At 63.8% G+C, this 20,094-nt stretch carries 16 protein-coding genes; 9 read left to right on the top strand and 7 right to left on the bottom strand.

The features are described 5' to 3' along the window. Positions 1-45 precede the first annotated feature (45 nt). Entirely contained in the window at positions 46-1,458 is a 1,413-nt protein-coding gene (locus S7S_RS05965; protein ID WP_008737959.1) for a sulfite reductase subunit alpha, read from the top strand. A 350-nt stretch (positions 1,459-1,808) separates the two neighbouring features. Beyond that, entirely contained in the window at positions 1,809-3,614 is a 1,806-nt protein-coding gene (locus S7S_RS05960; RefSeq protein ID WP_035205006.1) for an acyl-CoA dehydrogenase, read from the top strand. A 397-nt stretch (positions 3,615-4,011) separates the two neighbouring features. Here the strand turns inward: S7S_RS05960 and S7S_RS18790 are convergent, their stop codons facing one another. Both S7S_RS18790 and S7S_RS05950 read right to left on the bottom strand, forming a co-directional pair. After that, positions 4,012-4,809 (bottom strand): helix-turn-helix domain-containing protein, encoded by a 798-nt coding sequence (locus S7S_RS18790; RefSeq protein ID WP_008737951.1) that lies wholly within the window; start codon positions 4,807-4,809, stop codon positions 4,012-4,014. 74 nt (positions 4,810-4,883) lie between these two features. After that, positions 4,884-5,897, bottom strand: a complete 1,014-nt coding sequence (locus tag S7S_RS05950; RefSeq protein WP_008737950.1) for an AraC family transcriptional regulator ligand-binding domain-containing protein — start codon at positions 5,895-5,897, stop codon at positions 4,884-4,886. Between the two features lie 175 nt (positions 5,898-6,072). On the opposite strand from S7S_RS05950, the gene S7S_RS05945 reads away from it, so the two are divergent. Together S7S_RS05945 and S7S_RS05940 are read left to right on the top strand one after the other, a co-directional pair. Continuing rightward, on the top strand, positions 6,073-6,504 hold the full coding sequence (locus S7S_RS05945) for an SRPBCC family protein (protein WP_035205002.1): 432 nt from the start codon (positions 6,073-6,075) through the stop codon (positions 6,502-6,504). A 59-nt stretch (positions 6,505-6,563) separates the two neighbouring features. Continuing rightward, positions 6,564-9,110: an efflux RND transporter permease subunit gene (locus S7S_RS05940; RefSeq protein ID WP_008737948.1), complete on the top strand. Its 2,547-nt coding sequence runs from the start codon at positions 6,564-6,566 to the stop codon at positions 9,108-9,110. A gap of 49 nt (positions 9,111-9,159) precedes the next feature. Here the strand turns inward: S7S_RS05940 and grxD are convergent, their stop codons facing one another. From grxD to S7S_RS05925, 3 genes are all read right to left on the bottom strand, one after another. Continuing rightward, positions 9,160-9,480 (bottom strand): Grx4 family monothiol glutaredoxin, encoded by a 321-nt coding sequence (gene grxD / locus S7S_RS05935; RefSeq protein ID WP_035204999.1) that lies wholly within the window; start codon positions 9,478-9,480, stop codon positions 9,160-9,162. Between the two features lie 97 nt (positions 9,481-9,577). After that, a complete protein-coding gene (locus S7S_RS05930) occupies positions 9,578-11,791 on the bottom strand; it encodes a TonB-dependent receptor family protein (protein WP_008737945.1) in 2,214 nt (737 codons plus the stop codon). Positions 11,792-11,947: 156 nt separating this feature from the next. Then, positions 11,948-13,498 (bottom strand): hydantoinase B/oxoprolinase family protein, encoded by a 1,551-nt coding sequence (locus S7S_RS05925; protein WP_008737943.1) that lies wholly within the window; start codon positions 13,496-13,498, stop codon positions 11,948-11,950. Between the two features lie 240 nt (positions 13,499-13,738). On the opposite strand from S7S_RS05925, the gene S7S_RS05920 reads away from it, so the two are divergent. The 5 genes from S7S_RS05920 (at position 13,739) to S7S_RS05900 (ending at position 17,662) form a co-directional block, all read left to right on the top strand. Continuing rightward, positions 13,739-14,926 carry an aspartate aminotransferase family protein gene (locus tag S7S_RS05920; RefSeq protein ID WP_008737941.1) on the top strand — a complete coding sequence of 396 codons (1,188 nt, stop codon included), beginning with the start codon at positions 13,739-13,741 and terminating at the stop codon, positions 14,924-14,926. Further along, on the top strand, positions 14,923-15,837 hold the full coding sequence (argF, locus tag S7S_RS05915; RefSeq protein WP_008737939.1) for an ornithine carbamoyltransferase: 915 nt from the start codon (positions 14,923-14,925) through the stop codon (positions 15,835-15,837). The genes S7S_RS05920 and argF overlap by 4 nt, the downstream gene beginning before the upstream one ends. Positions 15,838-15,892: 55 nt before the next feature. Further along, entirely contained in the window at positions 15,893-16,948 is a 1,056-nt protein-coding gene (locus tag S7S_RS05910; protein ID WP_008737936.1) for an ABC transporter ATP-binding protein, read from the top strand. Between the two features lie 127 nt (positions 16,949-17,075). Further along, positions 17,076-17,330, top strand: coding sequence for a type II toxin-antitoxin system HicA family toxin (locus S7S_RS05905; protein ID WP_008737935.1), 255 nt, complete (start codon positions 17,076-17,078; stop codon positions 17,328-17,330). After that, the gene (locus S7S_RS05900; protein WP_008737933.1) at positions 17,327-17,662 is read left to right on the top strand and encodes a type II toxin-antitoxin system HicB family antitoxin; all 336 of its coding nucleotides are present in this window, start codon (positions 17,327-17,329) and stop codon (positions 17,660-17,662) included. Before S7S_RS05905 ends, S7S_RS05900 begins: the two co-directional genes overlap by 4 nt. A 32-nt stretch (positions 17,663-17,694) precedes the next feature. On the opposite strand, the gene S7S_RS05895 is transcribed toward S7S_RS05900, so the two are convergent. Beyond that, positions 17,695-18,825 (bottom strand): GGDEF domain-containing protein, encoded by a 1,131-nt coding sequence (locus S7S_RS05895; RefSeq protein WP_008737930.1) that lies wholly within the window; start codon positions 18,823-18,825, stop codon positions 17,695-17,697. Between the two features lie 76 nt (positions 18,826-18,901). Continuing rightward, on the bottom strand, positions 18,902-20,047 hold the full coding sequence (locus S7S_RS05890) for a GGDEF domain-containing protein (protein ID WP_008737928.1): 1,146 nt from the start codon (positions 20,045-20,047) through the stop codon (positions 18,902-18,904). Positions 20,048-20,094 lie beyond the last annotated feature (47 nt).

Here is a 20,094-nt window from a genome sequence, read left to right as displayed (position 1 = left end):
CCGCCGCGGGCCGGCCACGCCGGCCCGCAACAACCTGGCTGACCGATGTTCCGTCACCCGCTCACCTGGCTTTGCGCTGCCGCCCTGCTGCTCACCGTCATCGCCTTCGGTGACAGCCCCTGGCTGCGCACCCCGGCGATCAGCGCCACCCTGGTCGTGCTGCTGTATCTGGCCGCCTGCGGCTACTGGCTGCTCTGGCAGCCCCGGCAGGCGCAGCGCCGGCTACGGCAATTGCTCGGCCGGCAACAAGAGGGACCGGCCACACTGATCGCCTACGCCAGCCAGACCGGCACCGCCGAACAGCTCGCCTGGCAAGCCGCCACACAACTGGCCGAAGGCGGCGTCGCGGTCGAGGTGCTGCCGCTGAATCAGGTCGATGCCGCCCGGCTGCAGGCCTCAGCGCGCGCCCTGTTCATCGCCAGCACCTACGGCGAAGGCGACCCGCCGGATAACGCGGCGCTGTTCGCGCGCCGCGTGCTGGCCACGGCACAGGATCTCGGCCACCTGCACTGCGGCGTACTGGCCCTGGGTGACCGCAGCTACGCGCATTTCTGCGGCTTTGGCCACCAGCTTGATGACTGGCTGCAACAACAGGGCGCTGTACCGCTGTTCGACCGGCTCAGTGCCGATGACGGCGACCGCGACACGCTGGACGCCTGGCAGGCGCAACTGCGCCATCTGGGTGCCGCCGAGGCGCGCCATGCCGAGACCGTACCCTGGACCACCGCGCATCTGGCGGAGCGGTACCAGCTCAACCCTGGCGGCCCCGGCGCCCCCGCGTTTCACCTGCGTCTGAAACCGGCCCAGCCACTGCACTGGCAGGCCGGCGACATCGTCGAGATCGCCCTGCCAGGCCAGCCGGCGCTGACGCGGGAGTATTCCATCGCCTCCGTGCCCGGCGATGGCGGCATCGATTTGCTGGTCCGGCAGGTACAGCATCAGGACGGCCGCTTCGGTCCCGGCTCCGGCTGGCTCACGGTCGGGGCCAGCGAACAGGATGCAATACCGGTGCGCATCCGTCGCAACCCCGCCTTTCATGGCAGCGACACGCCCCTGATCCTGATCGGCGCCGGCACCGGGCTGGCTGGCCTGCGCGCGCACCTGCGCGAACGGGCGCAGCAGGGCCGGCACGACAACTGGCTGCTGTTCGGCGAACGGACGCAGACGTTCGACAGCTTCCATCAGGCCGAACTGGATGGCTGGCTGGCGCGCGGCCATCTGCAACGGCTGGACCGGGTGTTCTCGCGCGACAAAGGACAACACCGCTACGTACAGGACGTGCTGGCCGCCTCCGCAGGCACGTTGCGCACCTGGCTGGCGCGTGGCGCCACAATACTGGTCTGCGGCAGCCTCACCGGCATGGGCCACGACGTGGACCAGACGCTTCGTGCCATGCTCGGCGATGACGAAGTGGACGCACTGATCAGTGCAGGACGATATCGTCGCGACCTGTATTGATTTCCGGGAGGCATCAAAAAGCCATCAGAAAAACAGCTCATGACATAACGCACACAGCAAGGCATATCTGCCAGAAACACCCCTCGCGCACATAAAAAAAGCGCCGTCACAAGACGGCGCTCTAAGGGGAGGATCACTCAAACAAACCCAATCACAGAATCAGCCATGTTCGGCATAACCCGTCGGAGGAGACGGCCGCCGGGTTACTGAAAATTATGACCGCCCCCTTTGCGAATAAGTTCACCGCACTGAAAAAATAATTTTCCCTCCCGGACACTGCGCTACACTCAGACCCGATCTCAAGCCCGCACACCCCCCTCACAAGCCCGATGACAAGAAGAGGCAAAGTGATGTCAGACAGCCCGATCATGCACCGCCGCCATCTGCAATTCCTGCTCTACGACGTGCTCCAGGCCGACGACCTGGCCCACTGGCCACGCTTCAGCGAACACAGCCGCGACACCTTCAATGCCGTGCTCGACCTGGCCCACGATCTGGCGGTGGATACCTTCCTGCCGCACAACCGCAAGGCCGACCTGAACGAGCCGCGCTTTGAAGACGGCCGGGTGATACTGATCCCCGAGGTGAAACAGGCCCTGGATGCCTACGTCAAGGCCGGCTTCATGAGCGCCATGGCCGACAGCGACCAGGGCGGCATGCAACTGCCCTTCCTGATCGACAGCGCCGCCAGCGCCTCCTTCTCTGCCGCCAACGTGTCCACCTTTGCCTACCCGCTATTGGCCAAGGGCGTGGCCAACCTGCTCAGCGCCCACGGCACGGCGGAACAGCAACGCCTGTACCGCGACCCCATCATCGCAGGCCGCTTCTACGGCACCATGTGCCTGAGCGAACCACAGGCCGGCTCCTCGCTGGGCGACCTGCGCACCCGCGCAGTCAGGCAACCCGAGGGCCACTACCTGCTCGAAGGCGCCAAGATGTGGATCAGCGGCGGCGAGCATGACCTGGGCGAGAACATCATTCATCTGGTGCTGGCACGGCTGCCGGACGCACCCGCCGGCGTGCGCGGCATCAGCCTGTTCCTGGTGCCGAAATTCCACGTGCACGACGACGGCAGCCTCGGCGAGCGCAACGATGTGCAACTGGCCGGCGTGAATCACAAGATGGGTTATCGCGGCACCGTGAACACCTTCCTGAAATTCGGCGAGCAGGGCCGCTGCACCGGCTATCTGGTCGGGCGCGAGAACGAAGGGCTGGCCAACATGTTCCATATGATGAACGAGGCCCGCATCGGCGTCGGGCTGGGCGCCACCATGCTCGGTTACGCCGGCTACCTTCATTCACTGCAATACGCGCGCGAACGCACCCAGGGCCGCCACCCGGACCAGAAAAACCCGGACGCGCCGCCCGTGCCGCTGATCGAACACGCCGATATCCGCCGCATGTTGCTGCAACAGAAAACCTGGACCGAGGGCGCCCAGGCGCTGGCACTCTACGGCGCCCGCCTGGTGGACGAAAAAGCCCACGCCCCCGAGGAAAAAATCCGGCAGGACGCCACCCTGCTATTGGACTTCCTGACGCCCATCATCAAAGCCTGGCCGTCGGAGTGGTGCCTGCGCGCCAACGAACAGGCGATCCAGATTCTCGGCGGCTACGGCTACACGCGCGAATACCCGGTGGAGCAGTTCTACCGCGACAATCGCCTCAACCCGATCCACGAAGGCACCAACGGCATCCAGGCCATGGACCTGCTCGGCCGCAAGGCAATGATGCAGGGCGGCGCCGCGCTGGCACTGCTGGCGCAACGCATCACCGCGACGCTGGACATGCTGCGCGATAACCCGCGCCTGCAGCCGCTGGCGGTCGAGATGCAGGACTACCTGCGCCTGGCCGGCGACACCACCGCCCTGCTCGGCCAGACACTGGCCCGTGGCGAGGTGCGCCTGGGCCTGGCCAATGCCAGCCATTACCTCACGCTGATCGGCCACCTCTGCGTCGGCTGGATGTGGCTGAAGCAGGCACAGGTGGCGTCGGAGAAACATCCCCGCGCCAGCGACACGGACGCGGACTTCCTTGAAGGGAAAATACTGGCCTGCGAGTTCTTCTTCCGGCATGAGCTGCCGATCATCCGGCACAGCGCCGCGCTGCTGAAATCACTGGACGACACCACCCTGAAAACCACCTCCGCCCATCTGTAATCACAATCAATGTCCCGTAGGGTGGGTAGAGCCAAAGGCGAAACCCACCGGGTCCATGCCCGTCAATCACTCCCGCAAAATCATCGAAATCACCCGCTATCCACTCCTTAAAAAATCATCGAAATCGCCCGTCAACCACTCCCGTGAAATCATCAAAATACCTATTAATCGCTCTCGCGGAATCGCCGAAATTTCTTGGCTTGGGAGGTGGGTAGTTTCGATGGTTTTGTGCGAGTGGTGCGTTGCATGGACATGGTGGGTTTCGCCTTTGGCTCTACCCACCCTACGGGCACCCTTTCGTGGTGGGGCCACAAAAAAGGGGATATTCCAAAGGAATATCCCCACTTCAGCATGGCAAAACTCTCGCATTCACCGCACTGGCGGTGAATGCGGGACATCATCGATCATCCGGCAATATTTCGACTTGAACGGTGCTGCTGTCTTTCAGCAGCGACGACGGCGGCAGGCCGAACATGCGGCGGAAAGTCCGGCTGAAATGCGCCGAATCGGCAAACCCGGCATGCAGTGCCGCTTCCGTGAGGGAGATACCGGCCTGCACCCGCTGCACCGTGTCACGGACGCGCCGCCACAGCAGATAGTGGCTCAGCGGCAGACCCAGTTCCTGCTTGAACAGATGCTGCAGCCGTGACACCGACAGCGCCACCGACGCCGCCAGTGCCTGCACCGGCGGCGGCTGTTCCAGCCGTGCAACGAGCAGGCGCCGCACCCGTTCCACGCGCCGGTCGCGCACCAGCGGCGGCAGCGGCAAACGCCCGAGCACCTGCATCACATGCATGAAAAACCGCATCGCCTCGACGCCGCTCCAGCCGTCTTCCGGCACGCCGGCGAGAATGCCGAGCCGCTCGCCGTCGCTGAGCGGCACCACCGGCCGGCCGGCAAAACGTCCGCCGAAGCCCCGGTAGGCACGGCCATCCGGGTCCACCTGCATGATCAGCACACCGTCGTCCTGGGTACGCAACTGTTGCGGCACGCAGGGCGCCACGCACAGGCCGTTACTTTCCTGCCAGGGCGCATCATCATGACGAAACAGAAACGGTTTGCCGGTGGCCACCAGGATCGACGCGTTGTAGTGCGCATGCGGCTGGTTGTCCACCGCACAACCCACCATCAACGCGTGGCCGCCATGCACGTACAGGCAGCCGCGTCGTGCGGCAGACGGGGTGGCTTCGGCCATGGCGTGGCAGTCTCCGGTCAGCATCAGGTCGGCCGGGCAGATTAACCGGCCCTCACGGAACTGTCGACGTGTGATCAGCGATGCCGGCGCCGGTATTCACCCGGCGCGCAGCCTTCCCAGCGCTTGAACGCGTGGTAGAAATTGGCGATGTCCGAGAAGCCCAGGTCCGCCGCCAGTTGCTCCATGTCGCAGCCGTCTGCCAGCAGCGCCTTGCGGGCGTAGTCATGCCGCACTGCATCACGCAGGCCGGCGAAGCTGACGTTTTCCTGGCGCAGCCGCCGCTGCAGGGTGCGCGCGCTGAGGTTCAGTGCCGCCGCCACGTCAGCGATGGCCGTGTCCTCACCGCCCAGCCGCTGCCCCAGCACATTGCGCACCTGCATGGCCATGCCCTGGGCCCGGCTCAGGCTCGCCAGCAGACGGTCAGCCTGACGCCGCAGCCGCTGGTGATAGTCGGGATAGGCCCCGGCCAGCGGCAGGCTCAGTGTCTCGGGACGCACAAGGATGGCATTTTCCGGCTGGTCGAAACGCTGCGGCACCGCAAAATAATCATCGTAGGGCGCGGTATCCGGTGGCGCGCTGTGGCAGAACTCCACCGCCAGCAGCCCCAGCCGGTCACCCGTCAGCGAGCGACCGATCGCCACCATGGTCGCCACCACCGCCTCGTTGTGGGCGCGCAGACGGGTGAAATTCAGGCTGCCGTCAGAACTGCCCGCCAGCCGCACGCCGCCATTGGCCTCACCCAGTGAGAGCTGCATATAGGGCACCATCAGGTTCTTGTAGTGCAGCAGCAACTCCAGTGCTTCGCCCAGGGTATTGGCAGTGGCCATCAGGTTGCCGAGCAGGTCCAGGTTGCCGTAGTGATTGTCACGGCCCACACGCAGCCCGAAAAAAGGCTCGTGCTCCACCGCCGTAAAGGCTTCACTCAGCAAGGCATCCAGCTGTGCCAGGCTGATGTACTGGTCACGCCGGCCAACGCTGTCGGGGTCGATGCCGACCCGCTCGAACATCGCCTGGATGTTCAGGCGGCCTTTCATGGCCAGTTCGAGCAGGCCCGGCAAGACCGAGGCCGGTAACAGATTGCTCCACATGCGGCAGTGCGCTCCTGGTCCGGGCAGAACCCTTCGCCGCTGACGCTATGACAGCGGTGCCGACGGGTCAACAGCCCCGCCCTGCCATTGCTGGCCGCATCACGACGGGTTCGGTACTCTTGGTCACCCCTGACGGGGAGCAGGCCATCAGGAAATAACACGCACAGGAATGTTTATGTTCAAACGCTACTACGCCGACATGGTCACCGAGGCCGCCGTACCGCCCGCCCAGGCGTTCCGTTTCTTCTGCAACGTGCAGGACTGGGCCGACTGGTCCAGCGTGATCGCCAATGCACGCCTGCTCAACGGCGACTGGCGCCGTGGCGCGCTGCTGATGTTCGCACCGAAACTGCCGGGCCTGCCGGCAGCCCCCCTGATCGTGCCGATTCTGGAATTCGAACCGGACCATCGCATCACCTGGGGTGTGAACCTGCCCATGGCCCGCATGCTGCACCGCTTTACCTTCACCCCGGTGGAAGGCGGCAGTTGCCGCATTCACCATGAAGAATGGTCCGAAGGTGTGATCAGCCTGCTGACGCTGCCGGTGACACGTCGCCTGCGCGCGTTCAATGAACGCTTCGCGCGTGAACTGGCAGCCATGTTCTGAGGTCTGTACCCGGTGGCCTTGCCACCGGCCCCGCCCCACCAGCGAGTAAGGATTAGCCCGTGACCAAAACCCTGTTTGCGCTGTACCAGCGCCTGGTTCTGCAACACCCCGTCATCTGGGTGCTCCTGGCGCTGCTGGTGTCCGGTTACGCCGCCTGGGAAAGCCGCCACTTCCGGCTGGATGCCTCCGCCGACTCGCTGATCCTGGAAAATGACAAGGCGCTGGAATTCTACCGCGAAGTGTCGAAGCGCTACGGCGGCAGTGAATTTCTGATCATCACCTATGAACCGACACAGAGCGCCCTGTTCAGCCGCGAGGCCCTGTCTGATCTCGCCACGCTGCAAGGCCGCCTGGCCGAACTGCCCCGGGTGGCGTCGGTGTATTCCATGCTCGACGTGCCGCTGCTGTTCAGCCCGCAGGTGCGCTTCAGCGACCTGGCCAACGGCTACAGCACGCTGCGCGACGAAGACGCGAATCTGTCACTGGCGAAAGAGGAATTTACCGGCGGCAGCCCGCTGTACCGGGATCTGCTGGTCAACCGCGATGGCGACACCACCGCGCTGCTGATCAATTTCGAACGTGACGCAACCTATTATGAGTTGCTCAATCGCCGCAATGCGCTCCGCGATCAGGAACGGGCCGGGGAACTGGACAACGCCGGTGCGCAGCAACTGGCCCGCGCCAACCGCGAATTCAGCGACTATTCAGCCAAACGCCAGGCCGAAAGCGCCGCAGAGATTGCCACCATCCGCGCCATCATGGATCAGCACCGCGACAGCGCGCAGCTGTTTCTCGGCGGTGCGCCAATGATTGCCTCGGACGCCGTCGGTTTCGTACGCAGTGACCTGGAAGTGTTCGGCATCGGCGTCACGCTGTTCCTGATCCTGGCACTGCTGGTGATCTTCCGCCGCCTGCGCTGGATCGCCCTGCCGATGCTCTGTTGTGGCCTGACCGTGCTGTGGGTTTCCGGCTGGCTCGGCCTGATGGACTGGAAAGTGACCGTGATCAGCTCGAACTTCGTCTCGCTGCTGCTGATCATCACCATGTCCATGACCATCCACCTGATCGTGCGCTACCGGGAACTTCAGGCCGAACAGCCGGACGCCGACCAGCCGGCCCTGGTGCGCGACACCATGGGCCACATGCTGCGCCCGGTGATCTACACCAGCCTGACGACCATGGTCGCGTTCGCCTCGCTGGTGTTCAGCGGCATCCGCCCGGTGATCGACTTCGGCTGGATGATGACCATCGGCATCGGCCTGGCACTGGTACTGTGCCTGGTGCTGTTCCCGGCGGTCCTGGCACTGCTGCCAAAACAGCCGCCGCAGACACTGCGCGATTTCACTCGCCGCGCCACCTTGCGCATTTCCGATTTCAATCGTGGCCACGGCATCAAGCTGCTGGTCGGCTGCGCCCTGGTGGTGATCGTATCGCTGATCGGCACCAGCCGCCTGACGGTGGAAAACCGCTTCATCGATTACTTCCAGAAAGACACCGAAATCTATCAGGGCATGGTCGAGATCGACCGCAACCTGGGCGGCACCACGCCGCTGGACATCGTCATTGATGCCCCCGCCGGCCATCAGCCGCGTGTACTGGAAGATGATCCGTTTGCCGATCCGTTCGCGGGGGGCTTTGGTGACGAGGGCTCTGACGACTTTGGCGACGATCCCTTCGCCGATCCGTTTGCCGCAACACAACAGGCCGACCCGCTGGAAAACGCCTACTGGTACACCCCGCAACGGCTGGAGCAGTTGCTGGAGATCCAGCACTACCTGGAATCGCTGCCGGAAACCGGCAAGGTGCTGTCCATCGCCTCGACCTACGAAGTGGCGAAGATGATCAACAATGGTCCGCTCAGTTACGTGGACCTGATGCTGCTGGCCAGTTTCGTGCCGGAAGACCTGCGCGGGCAACTGGTGCGGCCGTATCTGTCCGAAGACGGCAATCAGGTGCGCATCAGCGTACGGGTGATCGATTCCGACAAGAACCTGAACCGCAACGACCTGCTGCAGAAAATCCAGCACGACCTGCAGCAGAACTTCGATCTGGCGCCAGAGCAGGTCAAACTGACCGGTGCCATGGTGCTCTACAACAACATGCTGCAAAGCCTGTTCGACTCGCAGATCAAGACGCTTGGTTTCGTGTTTCTGGCGATTTTCGTGATGTTCCTGGTGCTGTTCCGCTCACCAGGCATTTCGCTGATCGCCATGCTGCCGAACCTGTTCAGCGCGGCGTTCATCCTCGGCCTGATGGGCTGGATCGGTCTGCCGCTGGACATCATGACCATCACCATCGCCGCCATCACCATCGGCATCGCCGTGGACGACTCGATCCACTACATCCACCGTTTCCGCGAGGAATTCCCGAAAGACCAGGACTACCTGGCCACCATGCGCCGCTGCCACGGCTCCATCGGCACAGCGATCTACTACACCTCGCTGACCATCATTGCCGGTTTCTCGATCCTGGTGGTGTCAAACTTCAATCCGACGGTCTATTTCGGGGCACTCACCAGCCTGGCCATGCTGGTGGCGCTGCTGGCGAACCTGACGCTGCTGCCGGCCATGCTGGTGACGGTGAAACCGAAAATTCCGCCCGTCTGACGGCACAAAAAAACCCGGCCATGCCGGGTTTTTTCTGCTTGCTGCGATGTCAGGCTGCGGTGGCGTCTTCCACCATCGGCCCCAGCTCACCGCTGCGGTGCATTTCCAGGATGATGTCGCTGCCGCCGATCAGCTCGCCCTTCACCCACAACTGCGGGAAGGTCGGCCAGTTGCCGTACTTCGGCAAATTGGCGCGAATCTCCGGGGCTTCGAGAATGTTCACATAGGCAAATGGCTTGCCGATCGCGGTCATCACTTCCACCGCGCGCGCCGAGAAACCGCACTGCGGGAACTGCGGCGAGCCCTTCATGTACAGGATCACCGGGTTCTTCTCGATCTGCTCGCGGATCACTTCCATTACGTCGTCCATATGCTCTTTACCCTAAAACGGTGTCGGACAGGGGCGCCTAGTCTACCAACAGTACCGAAAACTCTCTATCGGACTGTCCGACAGGCGCCGCGCCGCCTCAGAAGCTCAGCCGCACGCCCGCGCCCACGTAGCGCGGCATGTTCACCCGTGCCCCGGCCGGGCTGCGGGCGACGATCTTCTCCTCGTCGAACACATTATCCACCTTCACATAGACCTCGGCGGCCGGGGTCAGCGGGTAGGCGGCAGCCAGGTCCACCGTGACGTAGCTGTCGGTCTCAAACAGGCGGTTGCTCGGCCGGACGATGCCGTATTCACGGTCACACTGGTTATCGATGCACATACTGCTGACGTAGCTCAGGCTGGCGTAGGCCTTCCAGCCCGCACTGTGCTCCAGGCCCACCGTGGCGGAAGCAACATGCTCTGGCAGGTACGACAGGTTGTCACCGTACAGCACCGAGCCGTCATCCGAGCTCTTGGTGATCTTGTTGCGGGTGTAGGTGTAGGCCAGCCGACCCGGTACCCTGTAGGCCCCCTGACTGTACAGATCGGCAGTCAGCGCCAGTTCCAGGCCATATACATCCGCCTCGCCCTGCTGAGTACTGCCGGTGGTGGCACCGCCTGCACAGGGGACCGCGACGGAACAGTTCTGCACGGCATTCCGGTAATCACTGTAGAACAGGATCGCGTCCATGCCACGGCTGCCGTCGCGGAAGCGCGCGCCCAACTCATAGTTGAGGCTTTCCTCACCTTCGTTGCCACGGTCAGCACCGGCACCGGCGGGTGCAAAACCCTGATGCACACCGGCCAGCAACGTCCAGACTTCATCCAGCGCGTAGGTAGCGCCCAGGCCGGCGGTCAGCTTGTTCACGTTATTGCTGCGACGGGTGCTGATCACGGTGCGGCCTGGATCGCCATACTGGCGCAGACGGGTATTGATGTCCTCATAGCGCAGCGCCGTCGTCAGGCGCAGGTCGCCCAGGGTGATGTGGTCCATCAGCCAGGCGGAAAACGCATTGGCATCCTCCAGCGCATTATTGCTGCCGGTGGGCGCAATGCTGCTCTGGTAAACGAGGCTGCCATTGATCTGGTCGAACACATCCACCGGCTGGAAACGGTCCACTTCGTCCTGGTGCCAGCGCACACCGGTGACTACATCATGGCGCACCTCGCCGGTGAACAGCGCCTGGCTCAGTTCGAACTGCACGCCCTGGGCAGTATAGCTGCGGTCGTTGGCCTTGATCTGGATACCCGCCACATCCGCACTGCCGTCCAGCGCCGCCTGCGCCGCCGCATTACCATTGTTGGCGCTGTTCAGGAAGGCGCTGATGCTCTGGCCGTTAATGCGATCGACCTTGTACCAGTTACGGGCGGTCTCGTTGCGGTACACCGTGCTGGCCAGCACGGTATCCAACCCGAACGCAATCTGGTGCCGCAATGAAAAGCCCTTGTGGCGGTTTTCCATCCGGTCCCGTTCCGTCAGACCATAGCGGCGGGTACTGTCGCGCCGGAAATCCGCCTCCGTGAGCCCGATATAGGACTGGTCGGAATACTCATCCGAATACTGCGCCTTGATATCCACCTGCTGGGCAAACGCCGCGTCGGCGGCACTGCGCCAGCGCAGCTTGGCGACATAGTCCTGTGTGTCATAGCCGGTACCGCGGTCGGAGCGGTCGATGTCCTGAAAGCCATCAACCTGCTTCTGATAGGTCTCCAGCAACAGGCCCCACTGCCCTTCTGTCGCACCGTAATGGCCATGCAGTTTCTGCGTGCCGAAGGCGCCCACTTCCGCATTGAGCATGCCGCTGGCCTGCTCGGGGATCGACGTGGACAGCAGGTTCAATGCACCGCCAACGGTGAACGGTCCGTACAGAAGCGTCTCCGGCCCTTTCAGCACTTCCACGCCGCGCATGCGCCCGGCGGTGGGGAAATAATACGCCGCCGGGGCGGCATAAGGCGCCGGCGCCACCAGGATGCCGTCCTCCATCACCGAGATCTTTTCGTTACGACCGCTGCCGGAGCCGCGAATGCCGATGTTCGGCCGCAGGCCCAGGCCATCTTCCTCCTGGAAATAAACCCCGGGCACATCACGCAGGATGCGGTGAATATCCGTGTGCTCGAACTTTTCCAGGTCTTCCTCACTCACGACATACACCGAGCCGGACATTTTGCGGGGATCATTCGGGTCTTCGACGATCTCGACCCGGTCCAGCCGCGCTGGCTGGCGGGAGGGGTCGGTGGAGGTGGCGCTGGCAAATTCAGACAAGCCCAACACAGCCAGCCCGGAGGCCGCCGCGAGGTGACGGATACGCATGGATGTCGCTCCTGCAGAGATGTCGTTATATGAACGTCCTGTGACGCGCAGGAGTGTAGAAACTTGTGACGTGAATGAAAACGATTCTCTCTATGAAACGCATGATTATTTGATCAGGCGGTCCAAAATCTCGTTATGTCGATATTTGAACCACATTCACGACCGACCAAAGCCGCCACCCCCGGCAGACGCGACCCGTAATCGGTCCCCCGGCATCGCCTGGAAACTCACCTTGCCCGGCAACGGCTCGCCGTTGAGCTGGTTCTCCCCGAGCGCCCCCGGCTGCCCACCCGCCAAGCCCCAGGGCGCATGACGACGGCGCTCTGTCAGTAACGTCACCTGCGCCGGCGCCAGGAATTCCAGCTCGCGCACCAGCCCGTCGCCACCCGTCTGCGCACCCGCGCCACCGCTGCCCCGGCGCAGGGCGTAGCGCCACACGCGCAACGGATAATGCCGCTCCAGACTCTCGATCGGTGTGTTCAGGGTATTGGTCATGTGCGTCTGCACCGCGCTGAGGCCATCCGCCTGTGCCGAGGCACCCATGCCGCCGCCCATGGTTTCGTAATAGTCCCAGCCGGGCTGGCCGGGCTGCGCCCCCTGCCCCATGGCGAGGTTGTTCATGCTGCCCTGGCTGGCCGCCGGGATACGCTCGGGCATGGCCTGCGACAGCGCGCCCAGTACGGCATCGACAATGCGTGAACTGGTTTCCACATTACCGGCCGCCACCGCCGCCGGGCGCCGGGCATTGACCAGCGAACCCTCCGGCGCGCTCAGGCTGACCGGCCGGAACAGCCCGGCGCAGGCGGGCACCGCTGGCGGCAGCAGGCAGCGGAAACAGTAATAGACCGCCGCCGCCGCGACCGACAGCGGACAGTTGATATTGCCCGGCACCTGCGGTGCCGTACCGGTGAAATCCACCTGCGCGCGCGCTCCGGCGATGGTGACCGTCACCACCACGGGAATATCCACCGTGCCCTGGCCATCGTCATCCAGCACATCGGCGAAGTGGTAGCAGCCGTCGGGAATGGCCGCGATCATCTGCCCGGCCAGCCGCTCGCCGTAGGCATTGAGGGCAGCCACCCCATCCTGAATCCAGTGCTCGCCCCGTTCGCTGACCAGCGTCGCCAGCCAGCCGGCCCCTGCCTCGCAGGCGCTGGCCTGCGCAACGAAATCACCAAAGCGCGGGGAGTGTTCCGGGTCCATGGCGCCGCCGGCCAGCCGCTGCACCAGCGCCTGCTGCCAGGCGCCGTCACGTCGCAACCACTGCGGCGCAATCACTTCGCCCTCTTCTTCCAGATGTCGCGACACCGGCATGGAACCCGGCGCGGTGGCGCCGATATTGGCGTGGTGCGCGCGCGTCACGGCAAACGCCAACGGGCGCTCCCCGAGGCCGAATACGGGCGCCACCACCGTGACGTCCGGCAAATGCGTGCCGCCCAGGTAGGGATCATTGACCACCAGCAACGCCCCCGGCTGCCAGTCCCGGCCAGACACCAGATCGCGCATGGCATAGGCCATGCTGCCCAGGTGCACCGGAATATGCGCGGCCTGCGCACACAGCTCGCCGTCGGCATCAAAAATGGCACAGGAGAAATCCAGCCGGTCCTTGATGTTCGGTGAAAACGCACAGCGGCGCAGCAAGGCCCCCATCTCTTCACAGATACCGGACAGGCGATTGGCGAAAATGCTCAGTTGCACCGCGTCCATGAAACGTCTCCTGATCAGTCACTCGGTGTACACATGGTCACGTCATGCTGGGCACGCACACATGCCCTGCGCGAAGGCCTGCGCATAATTGCACCCTTCTGCCGGGACCGCTATTATCGAGCGCTTGCGGCAGCCCTGGCTGCCGTTTTTTGTTTCGGCGGCCGATGCCCTGCGCACCGGCCACCCGCACCCGGCAACGCCGGTTCGCAGATGCCTGACACAGGCAGGAAAGGCCCGAGGATGACCAACAACTACCTGATGCCCACCTACGCGCGGCAACCACTGACCTTCACCCGGGGTGAAGGCGTGTGGCTGTTTGACACCGATGCCAACGCCTACCTGGATGCCATTTCCGGCATTGGCGTCTGCAACCTTGGCCATTGCCATCCGGAAGTCACGCGAACCCTGGCGCGTCAGGCCGGCACACTGATGCACACCTCGAACCTGTACCACATTGATGCCCAGGAGCGCCTGGCTGCCGTGTTGTGTCAGATCAGCGGCATGCAGAAAGCCTTTTTCTGCAACTCCGGTGCCGAGGCCAACGAAGCCGCGATCAAGCTGGCGCGGCTGTACGGTAACCGGCGCGGCGTCAGCCTGCCGACCATCGTGGTGCTGGAAAACGCCTTCCACGGCCGCACGCTGGCCACCCTGACCGCCACCGCCAACAAAAAGGCCCAGGCCGGTTTTGAACCGCTGGTGGACGGCTTCGTGCGTGCGCCGTGGAACGATCTCGACGCCATCCGTGCACTGGCCAGCCAGCACGACAACATCGTCGCCGTGCTGGTAGAGCCGATCCAGGGCGAAGGTGGCGTGCGCGTGCCGGCGGACGATTACCTGCCCGGCCTGCGCGCGCTCTGCGACGAACACGAGTGGCTGCTGATGCTGGACGAAGTACAGAGCGGCAACGCGCGGACCGGCGACTATTTCTTCTGCGTCGGTGCCGGTGTGGTGCCCGATGTACTGACCACCGCCAAGGGCCTCGGTAACGGCTTCCCGATCGGTGCCTGCCTGGCCGCCGGCCGCGCCGCCGACGTGCTCAGCCCCGGCAGCCACGGCAGCACCTACGGCGGTAACCCGCTCGGCTGCGCCACCGCGCTGACCGTGGTGGAAACCCTGTCCGAACAGGTCATGCCGACGGTCAAACGCAAGGGCGAACTGCTGTGCCAGGGCCTGCGCGACGCGCTCGCCGACCTGCCGATGGTCACTGAAGTGCGTGGCAAGGGCCTGATGGTCGGCATTCAACTGGATCGCGATTGCCCGGAGATCGTACAGCTGGCCCGCACCCAGGGCGTGCTGGTGAACGTCACCGCCGGCAGCGTGGTCCGCCTGCTGCCGCCGCTGGTGATCAGCGAACAGGAAATCAACACGCTGGTGACACGCGTTGTCGCCGCCGTGCGGGAGTTTGCCCGCCAGCAGGAGGCCGCATGAGCGTGCGCCATTTTCTCACCTTGCGCGACCTCAGCCGCGACGAACTCGGCTACCTGATCCAGCGCGCCATCGAGCTGAAAACCATGCTCAGGAATGGCCAGCGCCACGAAGTGCTGCGCGGCCGCACACTGGGCATGATTTTCGAAAAGGCGTCCACGCGCACGCGCGTCTCGTTTGAAGTGGCGATGACCCAGTTCGGCGGCAGCTCCATTTTCCTGTCGCCACGTGATACCCAGCTGGGCCGGGGCGAACCGATCGAGGATTCCGCACGCGTCATGTCGCGCATGGTCGATGCGGTGATGATCCGCACCTTCGCCCACAGCACGGTGGAAACCTTCGCCGCACATTCGTCGGTGCCGGTGATCAACGCGCTGACCGATGATTTTCATCCATGCCAGTTGCTGGCCGATATCCAGACCTATGTGGAACATCGCGGCAGCATCCAGGGCAAGCGCGTGGTGTGGGTCGGTGACGGCAACAACATGTGCAACTCCTACATCAACGCCGCGCGCCAGTTCGACTTCGAACTGGTGATCAGCAGCCCGGAAGGGTTTGATCCCCGCGCCGACCTGGTCACCGAAAACAGCGACCGCGTGCGCATCGAACGTGACGTGCAGGCCGCCGTCGAGGGCGCGCATCTGGTGGTCACCGATGTCTGGGCTTCGATGGGCCAGGAAGAGGAACAGGCACAGCGCGTGCAGGCGTTCAGTCAGTACCAGGTCAGCCCGGCGCTGATGGACCGCGCGGACAAGCAGGCGCTGTTCATGCACTGCCTGCCAGCGCACCGGGGCGAGGAGGTCAGCCTGGATATGCTCGACGACCCGCGCGCCGTGGTCTGGGACGAGGCGGAAAATCGCCTGCATGCCCAGAAGGCGCTGCTGGAATTCCTGCTGATCGGCCCCACCGGCTGAGACGGTGCGGATTTCTGCTATAGTGCTGGCCCGTCACCGTTGACGAGCCAGCACGATGCCCCAGCCTCTTTCCCAACCGCTGCAGCTTGACCGCATCCATTGCCGCTACGACGAGCACGAGGTCGTGCGCGACGTCAGCTTTACCCTGGAACGCGGCCAGATTGCCTGCCTGCTCGGCCCCAGCGGCTGCGGCAAGACCACTACCCTGCGCGCCATCGCCGGTCTGGAACCACTCACCGGCGGCGACATTCGCATCAATGGCCAGCGCGCTTCCAGCGCCGGATTTACGCTGCCGCCGGAGCAGCGCGGCCTGGGCATGGTGTTCCAGGATCACGCCCTGTTTCCGCATTTGTCCGTGGCCGAAAATGTCGGCTTTGCCCTGCGCCGCGTCAGTGCCGCCGAACGTCAGCGACGGGTCGATGAATGCCTGGCCATGGTGCGCCTGCAAGGCATGGGCGGGCGCTACCCGCACGAACTGTCCGGCGGCCAGCAACAGCGCGTCGCGCTGGCGCGGGCCCTGGCCCCACGCCCGCCGCTGATCCTGCTCGACGAACCTTTTGCCAGCCTGGACCTCGACCTGCGCCGCCAGCTCAACCAGGAGCTGCGCGCCATCCTGTTGCACGAAGGCACCACCGCCGTGATCGTCACCCACGATCAGGAAGAGGCCTTCGCCATTGCCACCCACGTCGGCATCCTGCGCGCGGGTGAACTGATGCAATGGGATAGCCCCTACAACATCTACCATGCGCCAGCGACCCGCTTCGTGGCGGAATTCGCTGGCGCCGGGGCCTTTTTGCGCGGCATCGTCGACGACGACAACCACGTCAGCACCGCCGCCGGCCGGCTGCACAGCCACCGGCCACTGACACGCCCCGCCGGCAGCCAGGTGGATGTCCTGTTGCGTCCCGAAGACGTGGTGCCGGCCGAACAGGGCGCGCTCGCCACACGTGTCCAGCACCGGGTATTCACCGGGCCGAACATTCTCTACCGGCTGGAAATGGACAATGGCGAACAGTTGAGCTGCCTGACCGGCAGCCATGTGGATGTGGACGTTGGCGCATTGCTCAAGGTGGATATCGCTGCCAAGCATCTGGTGCTGTTTGGCAACTAAAGCGCGCCGGCCTTTCCCTCTGGCATGGATGTCGCGCCCTGACAGCCCGTGGCACGCTTATCCTGCTCCCTGTGCGGGCGCTCCGTTGAGCATTGAATGCAGTACCACATAGCAGTACCATTCTGACATGAAACGCAAACACGGCCGGACACTTGCCAGCCTCTTCAGCCGCCCCACGCCCGGCAGCGTGCCGTGGAAAGACATAGAGGCACTCTTCCAGGCGCTGGGCGCCGAGATTGAGGAGCGTGAAGGGTCTCGTGTCGCCATCTTTCTGTTCGGCGAAATTCGCGTGTTCCACCGCCCCCATCCTTCGCCGGATACTGACAAGGGCGCAGTGGCCAGCATTCGCAAGTGGCTGGAAGATAACGGAGTCATGCCATGAACAACATCATGATCATCAATGGCTACCGGGCAGTCATTCAATTTGACCCGGACATCGAGATGTTCCGTGGCGAGTTCACCGGGCTGAACGGCGGGGCTGATTTCTATGCGGACAGCGTTGCTGCCCTGCGCAAAGAAGGTGAAATTTCCCTGAAAGTCTTTCTTGATGAGTGCACAAAGCGTGGCGTCCAGCCCAACAAATCGTACTCCGGGAAATTCCAGGTCAGGCTGCCTTCCGAGTTGCATGAATTCGCCGCCGATGCGGCGCAGGCACGGGGTCAAAGCCTGAACCAGTTCGTTGCGACGGCGATTGAACACGAGCTCCGCTCATAATCGCGGGCTATTGGATTTAGTATGAACAGGGTCTAGGCCGGCACCGCCAGCGGCAGCGCCTCTTCAGTGATCACCTGGTCACGACCACGGGTCTTGGCCTGATACAGGCAGCGATCCGCCCGTGCCAGCGTTTCATTCAATTCTTCACCGACCCGATACGCCGCAATGCCGATCGACACCGACGCCGACAGCGCCGGGTCCAGTGCGCTGAAATCCTCGCCCGCCAGCGCCACGCGCAACCGCTCGGCCACCTGCGCGGCACCGTCCAGATCACTCTGCGTCAGCACCAGCACGAATTCCTCGCCACCGAGCCGCCCGGTGTAATCCGCCTCGCGCAACGATGCGCGCGCGATCTCGGCGAAACGGCGCAGTACCTCATCACCGGCGGCATGGCCAAAGCGATCGTTGATGCGCTTGAAATGATCCAGGTCGACGAAACAGACCGCAAACCGGTATTCACCGGATTCCGCCAGCGCCTGCTGTTGCGTCAGCACTTCCATGATGTGGCGGCGGTTGAACAGCCCCGTGAGTTCATCACGGATCGCCATCTCGCGCACTTTCATCAAAGCATCGCCCAACTGGCGGTTTTTTGCCGTCAGGTTGGTGCGCAGCGCATTGATGCCGACACCCGTGATGACAAAACTCACCGATGCCATGCAGAAGATCAGCCACTGCAACATTTCCAGCGTCAGGTTCATCTGCACGCTGCGGTTGTGCCAGACCAGCACCAGTACCAGCAGATAACCGCTGACCGCGCCAATCGACATGATCAACAGCCCCGGCAGCGACTGCCGGAACGAGGCCAGCAGCATGGCGGCGAAGAACAGCATCGCAATACTGATCCGGAACTCGTCCATGAAGTAGGCGCTGGTCATCATCGAGGTGGTCAGCCACAGGTTCCAGGGCAGCGACAGGCTCGGGTCACGGCGCCGACGGAAACGACCGGAAAATACCAGCAGCGTCAGCAACAGGTTGCCGGCCCAGATACCGCCGAGCAGCATGGCCAGGGTCGGCCCATTGGCGACCATGTAGCCGCCCTGGAAATAAAACAGGCAGATCATGGTGTGCAGGCCGCTGATCGCCAGCGCGGTGCGCGCATGGCGGCGCGCCAGCCGCTGGTCATCCAGCGACAGGGCATCGGCCTGCTCCAGCTCACGAATCATGTCCCCCCCTTACCCTGACACTGTGCGCGGCAGACGCCGCAAGCACACTGGATACGTCCGCAGACGCATCCAAAGATTATTCCGGCACCGGCAGTGCGTCGCCGGTGCCGTCGAGACGGCCGCGGTGGGCAACCACGGTACGATTGCGCCCCTGGCTCTTGGCGCGGTACAGCGCATCGTCCGCGCGCGCCAGCCAGTCTTCCAGCGTTTCGCCGGCAGTGTAGTCGGCCAGCCCCTGCGACACTGTGACCCTGAGCGCAGGCGCGTCGTCGAAGCGCTCGGCCGCCAGGTTGCGGCGCAATTGTTCAAGCACATTCCGTGCCTGCTCCAGATCGGTCTTCACCAGCACAATCAGGAACTCCTCGCCGCCGAAACGGGCACAGAAATCGCGCCCGCTGAGCAATTCCCCGGCACGCCGGGCGAACAGCCGCAACACCTCGTCACCGAAACCGTGACCATAGGTGTCATTGATCTGCTTGAAATGGTCCAGATCAGCGTAGGCCACCACCACGCCGAAGGCGCCCCGGCCCGCCATTTCACGAATCTTGGTCAGGCGTTCCATGGCGTAGCGACGGTTGTACAGGCCGGTCAGTTCATCGCGTACTGCCAGCCGCTGGATACGGTCGACGATTTCGCCGAGATCGCGGTTCCGCTGCGCCAGCTTGTTGCGGATCATGCCGATCTCGCCGGCCAGGCTGACTACTGCCAGTGTCATCATCAGGAAGGCCGCCCACTGGATCAGCTCGGCGGTGACGTCCACCGCCTCCGGGTGCCAGTGCGCCACCAGCGCGATGATCACCAGATAGGCCAGCACGCCGAAGGCGCCGACCCAGGCCAGATCACGCCGCCGGCTGCGGAACACGCCGGTCTGCAGGATGGCAAAGAACAACAGCATCACACACAGCCGCACCTGGTCGGTGTAATAGGCGGACACCAGCAACACCAGTGTCGACCACCAGATCACCGGCAAGGTCAACGAGGGGTCACGGCACAGGCGGTTAAAGCCAAGCAGGGTAAACAGGATGAAACCGATATGGCCGCCCCAGATCACCAGGAACAGCCGGGTGAAGACATCCGAGCCACCACGAAAGAAGTCCAGTTGCGCCGCGATCCAGCAGACCAGCGTATGCGCCAGGCCACCCGCGACCATGGCGAACAACACCCGGCGCACGGTACGCGCCTGATCGGGATCTGCTCCCCCGGTAATAAACCATCCCTGCATTGTTGTCCGCCTGCATCCGGGGTGCGTCGCACCCGTTCCGGCGCCCC

Source organism: Isoalcanivorax pacificus W11-5 (assembly GCF_000299335.2).
Classification (GTDB): Bacteria; Pseudomonadota; Gammaproteobacteria; order Pseudomonadales; family Alcanivoracaceae; genus Isoalcanivorax; species Isoalcanivorax pacificus.
This window is presented reverse-complemented; position numbering and strand designations above follow the sequence as displayed.

What these genes read in the sequence shown, in the direction of transcription:
- S7S_RS05965 (WP_008737959.1), top strand. Translation starts at nt 46, where the DNA reads ATGTTCCGTCACCCGCTCACCTGGCTTTGCGCTGCCGCCCTGCTGCTC.
- S7S_RS05960 (WP_035205006.1), top strand. Translation starts at nt 1,809, where the DNA reads ATGTCAGACAGCCCGATCATGCACCGCCGCCATCTGCAATTCCTGCTC.
- S7S_RS18790 (WP_008737951.1), bottom strand. Translation starts at nt 4,809, where the DNA reads ATGGCCGAAGCCACCCCGTCTGCCGCACGACGCGGCTGCCTGTACGTG.
- S7S_RS05950 (WP_008737950.1), bottom strand. Translation starts at nt 5,897, where the DNA reads ATGTGGAGCAATCTGTTACCGGCCTCGGTCTTGCCGGGCCTGCTCGAA.
- S7S_RS05945 (WP_035205002.1), top strand. Translation starts at nt 6,073, where the DNA reads ATGTTCAAACGCTACTACGCCGACATGGTCACCGAGGCCGCCGTACCG.
- grxD (WP_035204999.1), bottom strand. Translation starts at nt 9,480, where the DNA reads ATGGACGACGTAATGGAAGTGATCCGCGAGCAGATCGAGAAGAACCCG.
- S7S_RS05930 (WP_008737945.1), bottom strand. Translation starts at nt 11,791, where the DNA reads ATGCGTATCCGTCACCTCGCGGCGGCCTCCGGGCTGGCTGTGTTGGGC.
- S7S_RS05925 (WP_008737943.1), bottom strand. Translation starts at nt 13,498, where the DNA reads ATGGACGCGGTGCAACTGAGCATTTTCGCCAATCGCCTGTCCGGTATC.
- S7S_RS05920 (WP_008737941.1), top strand. Translation starts at nt 13,739, where the DNA reads ATGACCAACAACTACCTGATGCCCACCTACGCGCGGCAACCACTGACC.
- argF (WP_008737939.1), top strand. Translation starts at nt 14,923, where the DNA reads ATGAGCGTGCGCCATTTTCTCACCTTGCGCGACCTCAGCCGCGACGAA.
- S7S_RS05910 (WP_008737936.1), top strand. Translation starts at nt 15,893, where the DNA reads ATGCCCCAGCCTCTTTCCCAACCGCTGCAGCTTGACCGCATCCATTGC.
- S7S_RS05905 (WP_008737935.1), top strand. Translation starts at nt 17,076, where the DNA reads ATGAAACGCAAACACGGCCGGACACTTGCCAGCCTCTTCAGCCGCCCC.
- S7S_RS05900 (WP_008737933.1), top strand. Translation starts at nt 17,327, where the DNA reads ATGAACAACATCATGATCATCAATGGCTACCGGGCAGTCATTCAATTT.
- S7S_RS05895 (WP_008737930.1), bottom strand. Translation starts at nt 18,825, where the DNA reads ATGATTCGTGAGCTGGAGCAGGCCGATGCCCTGTCGCTGGATGACCAG.
- S7S_RS05890 (WP_008737928.1), bottom strand. Translation starts at nt 20,047, where the DNA reads ATGCAGGGATGGTTTATTACCGGGGGAGCAGATCCCGATCAGGCGCGT.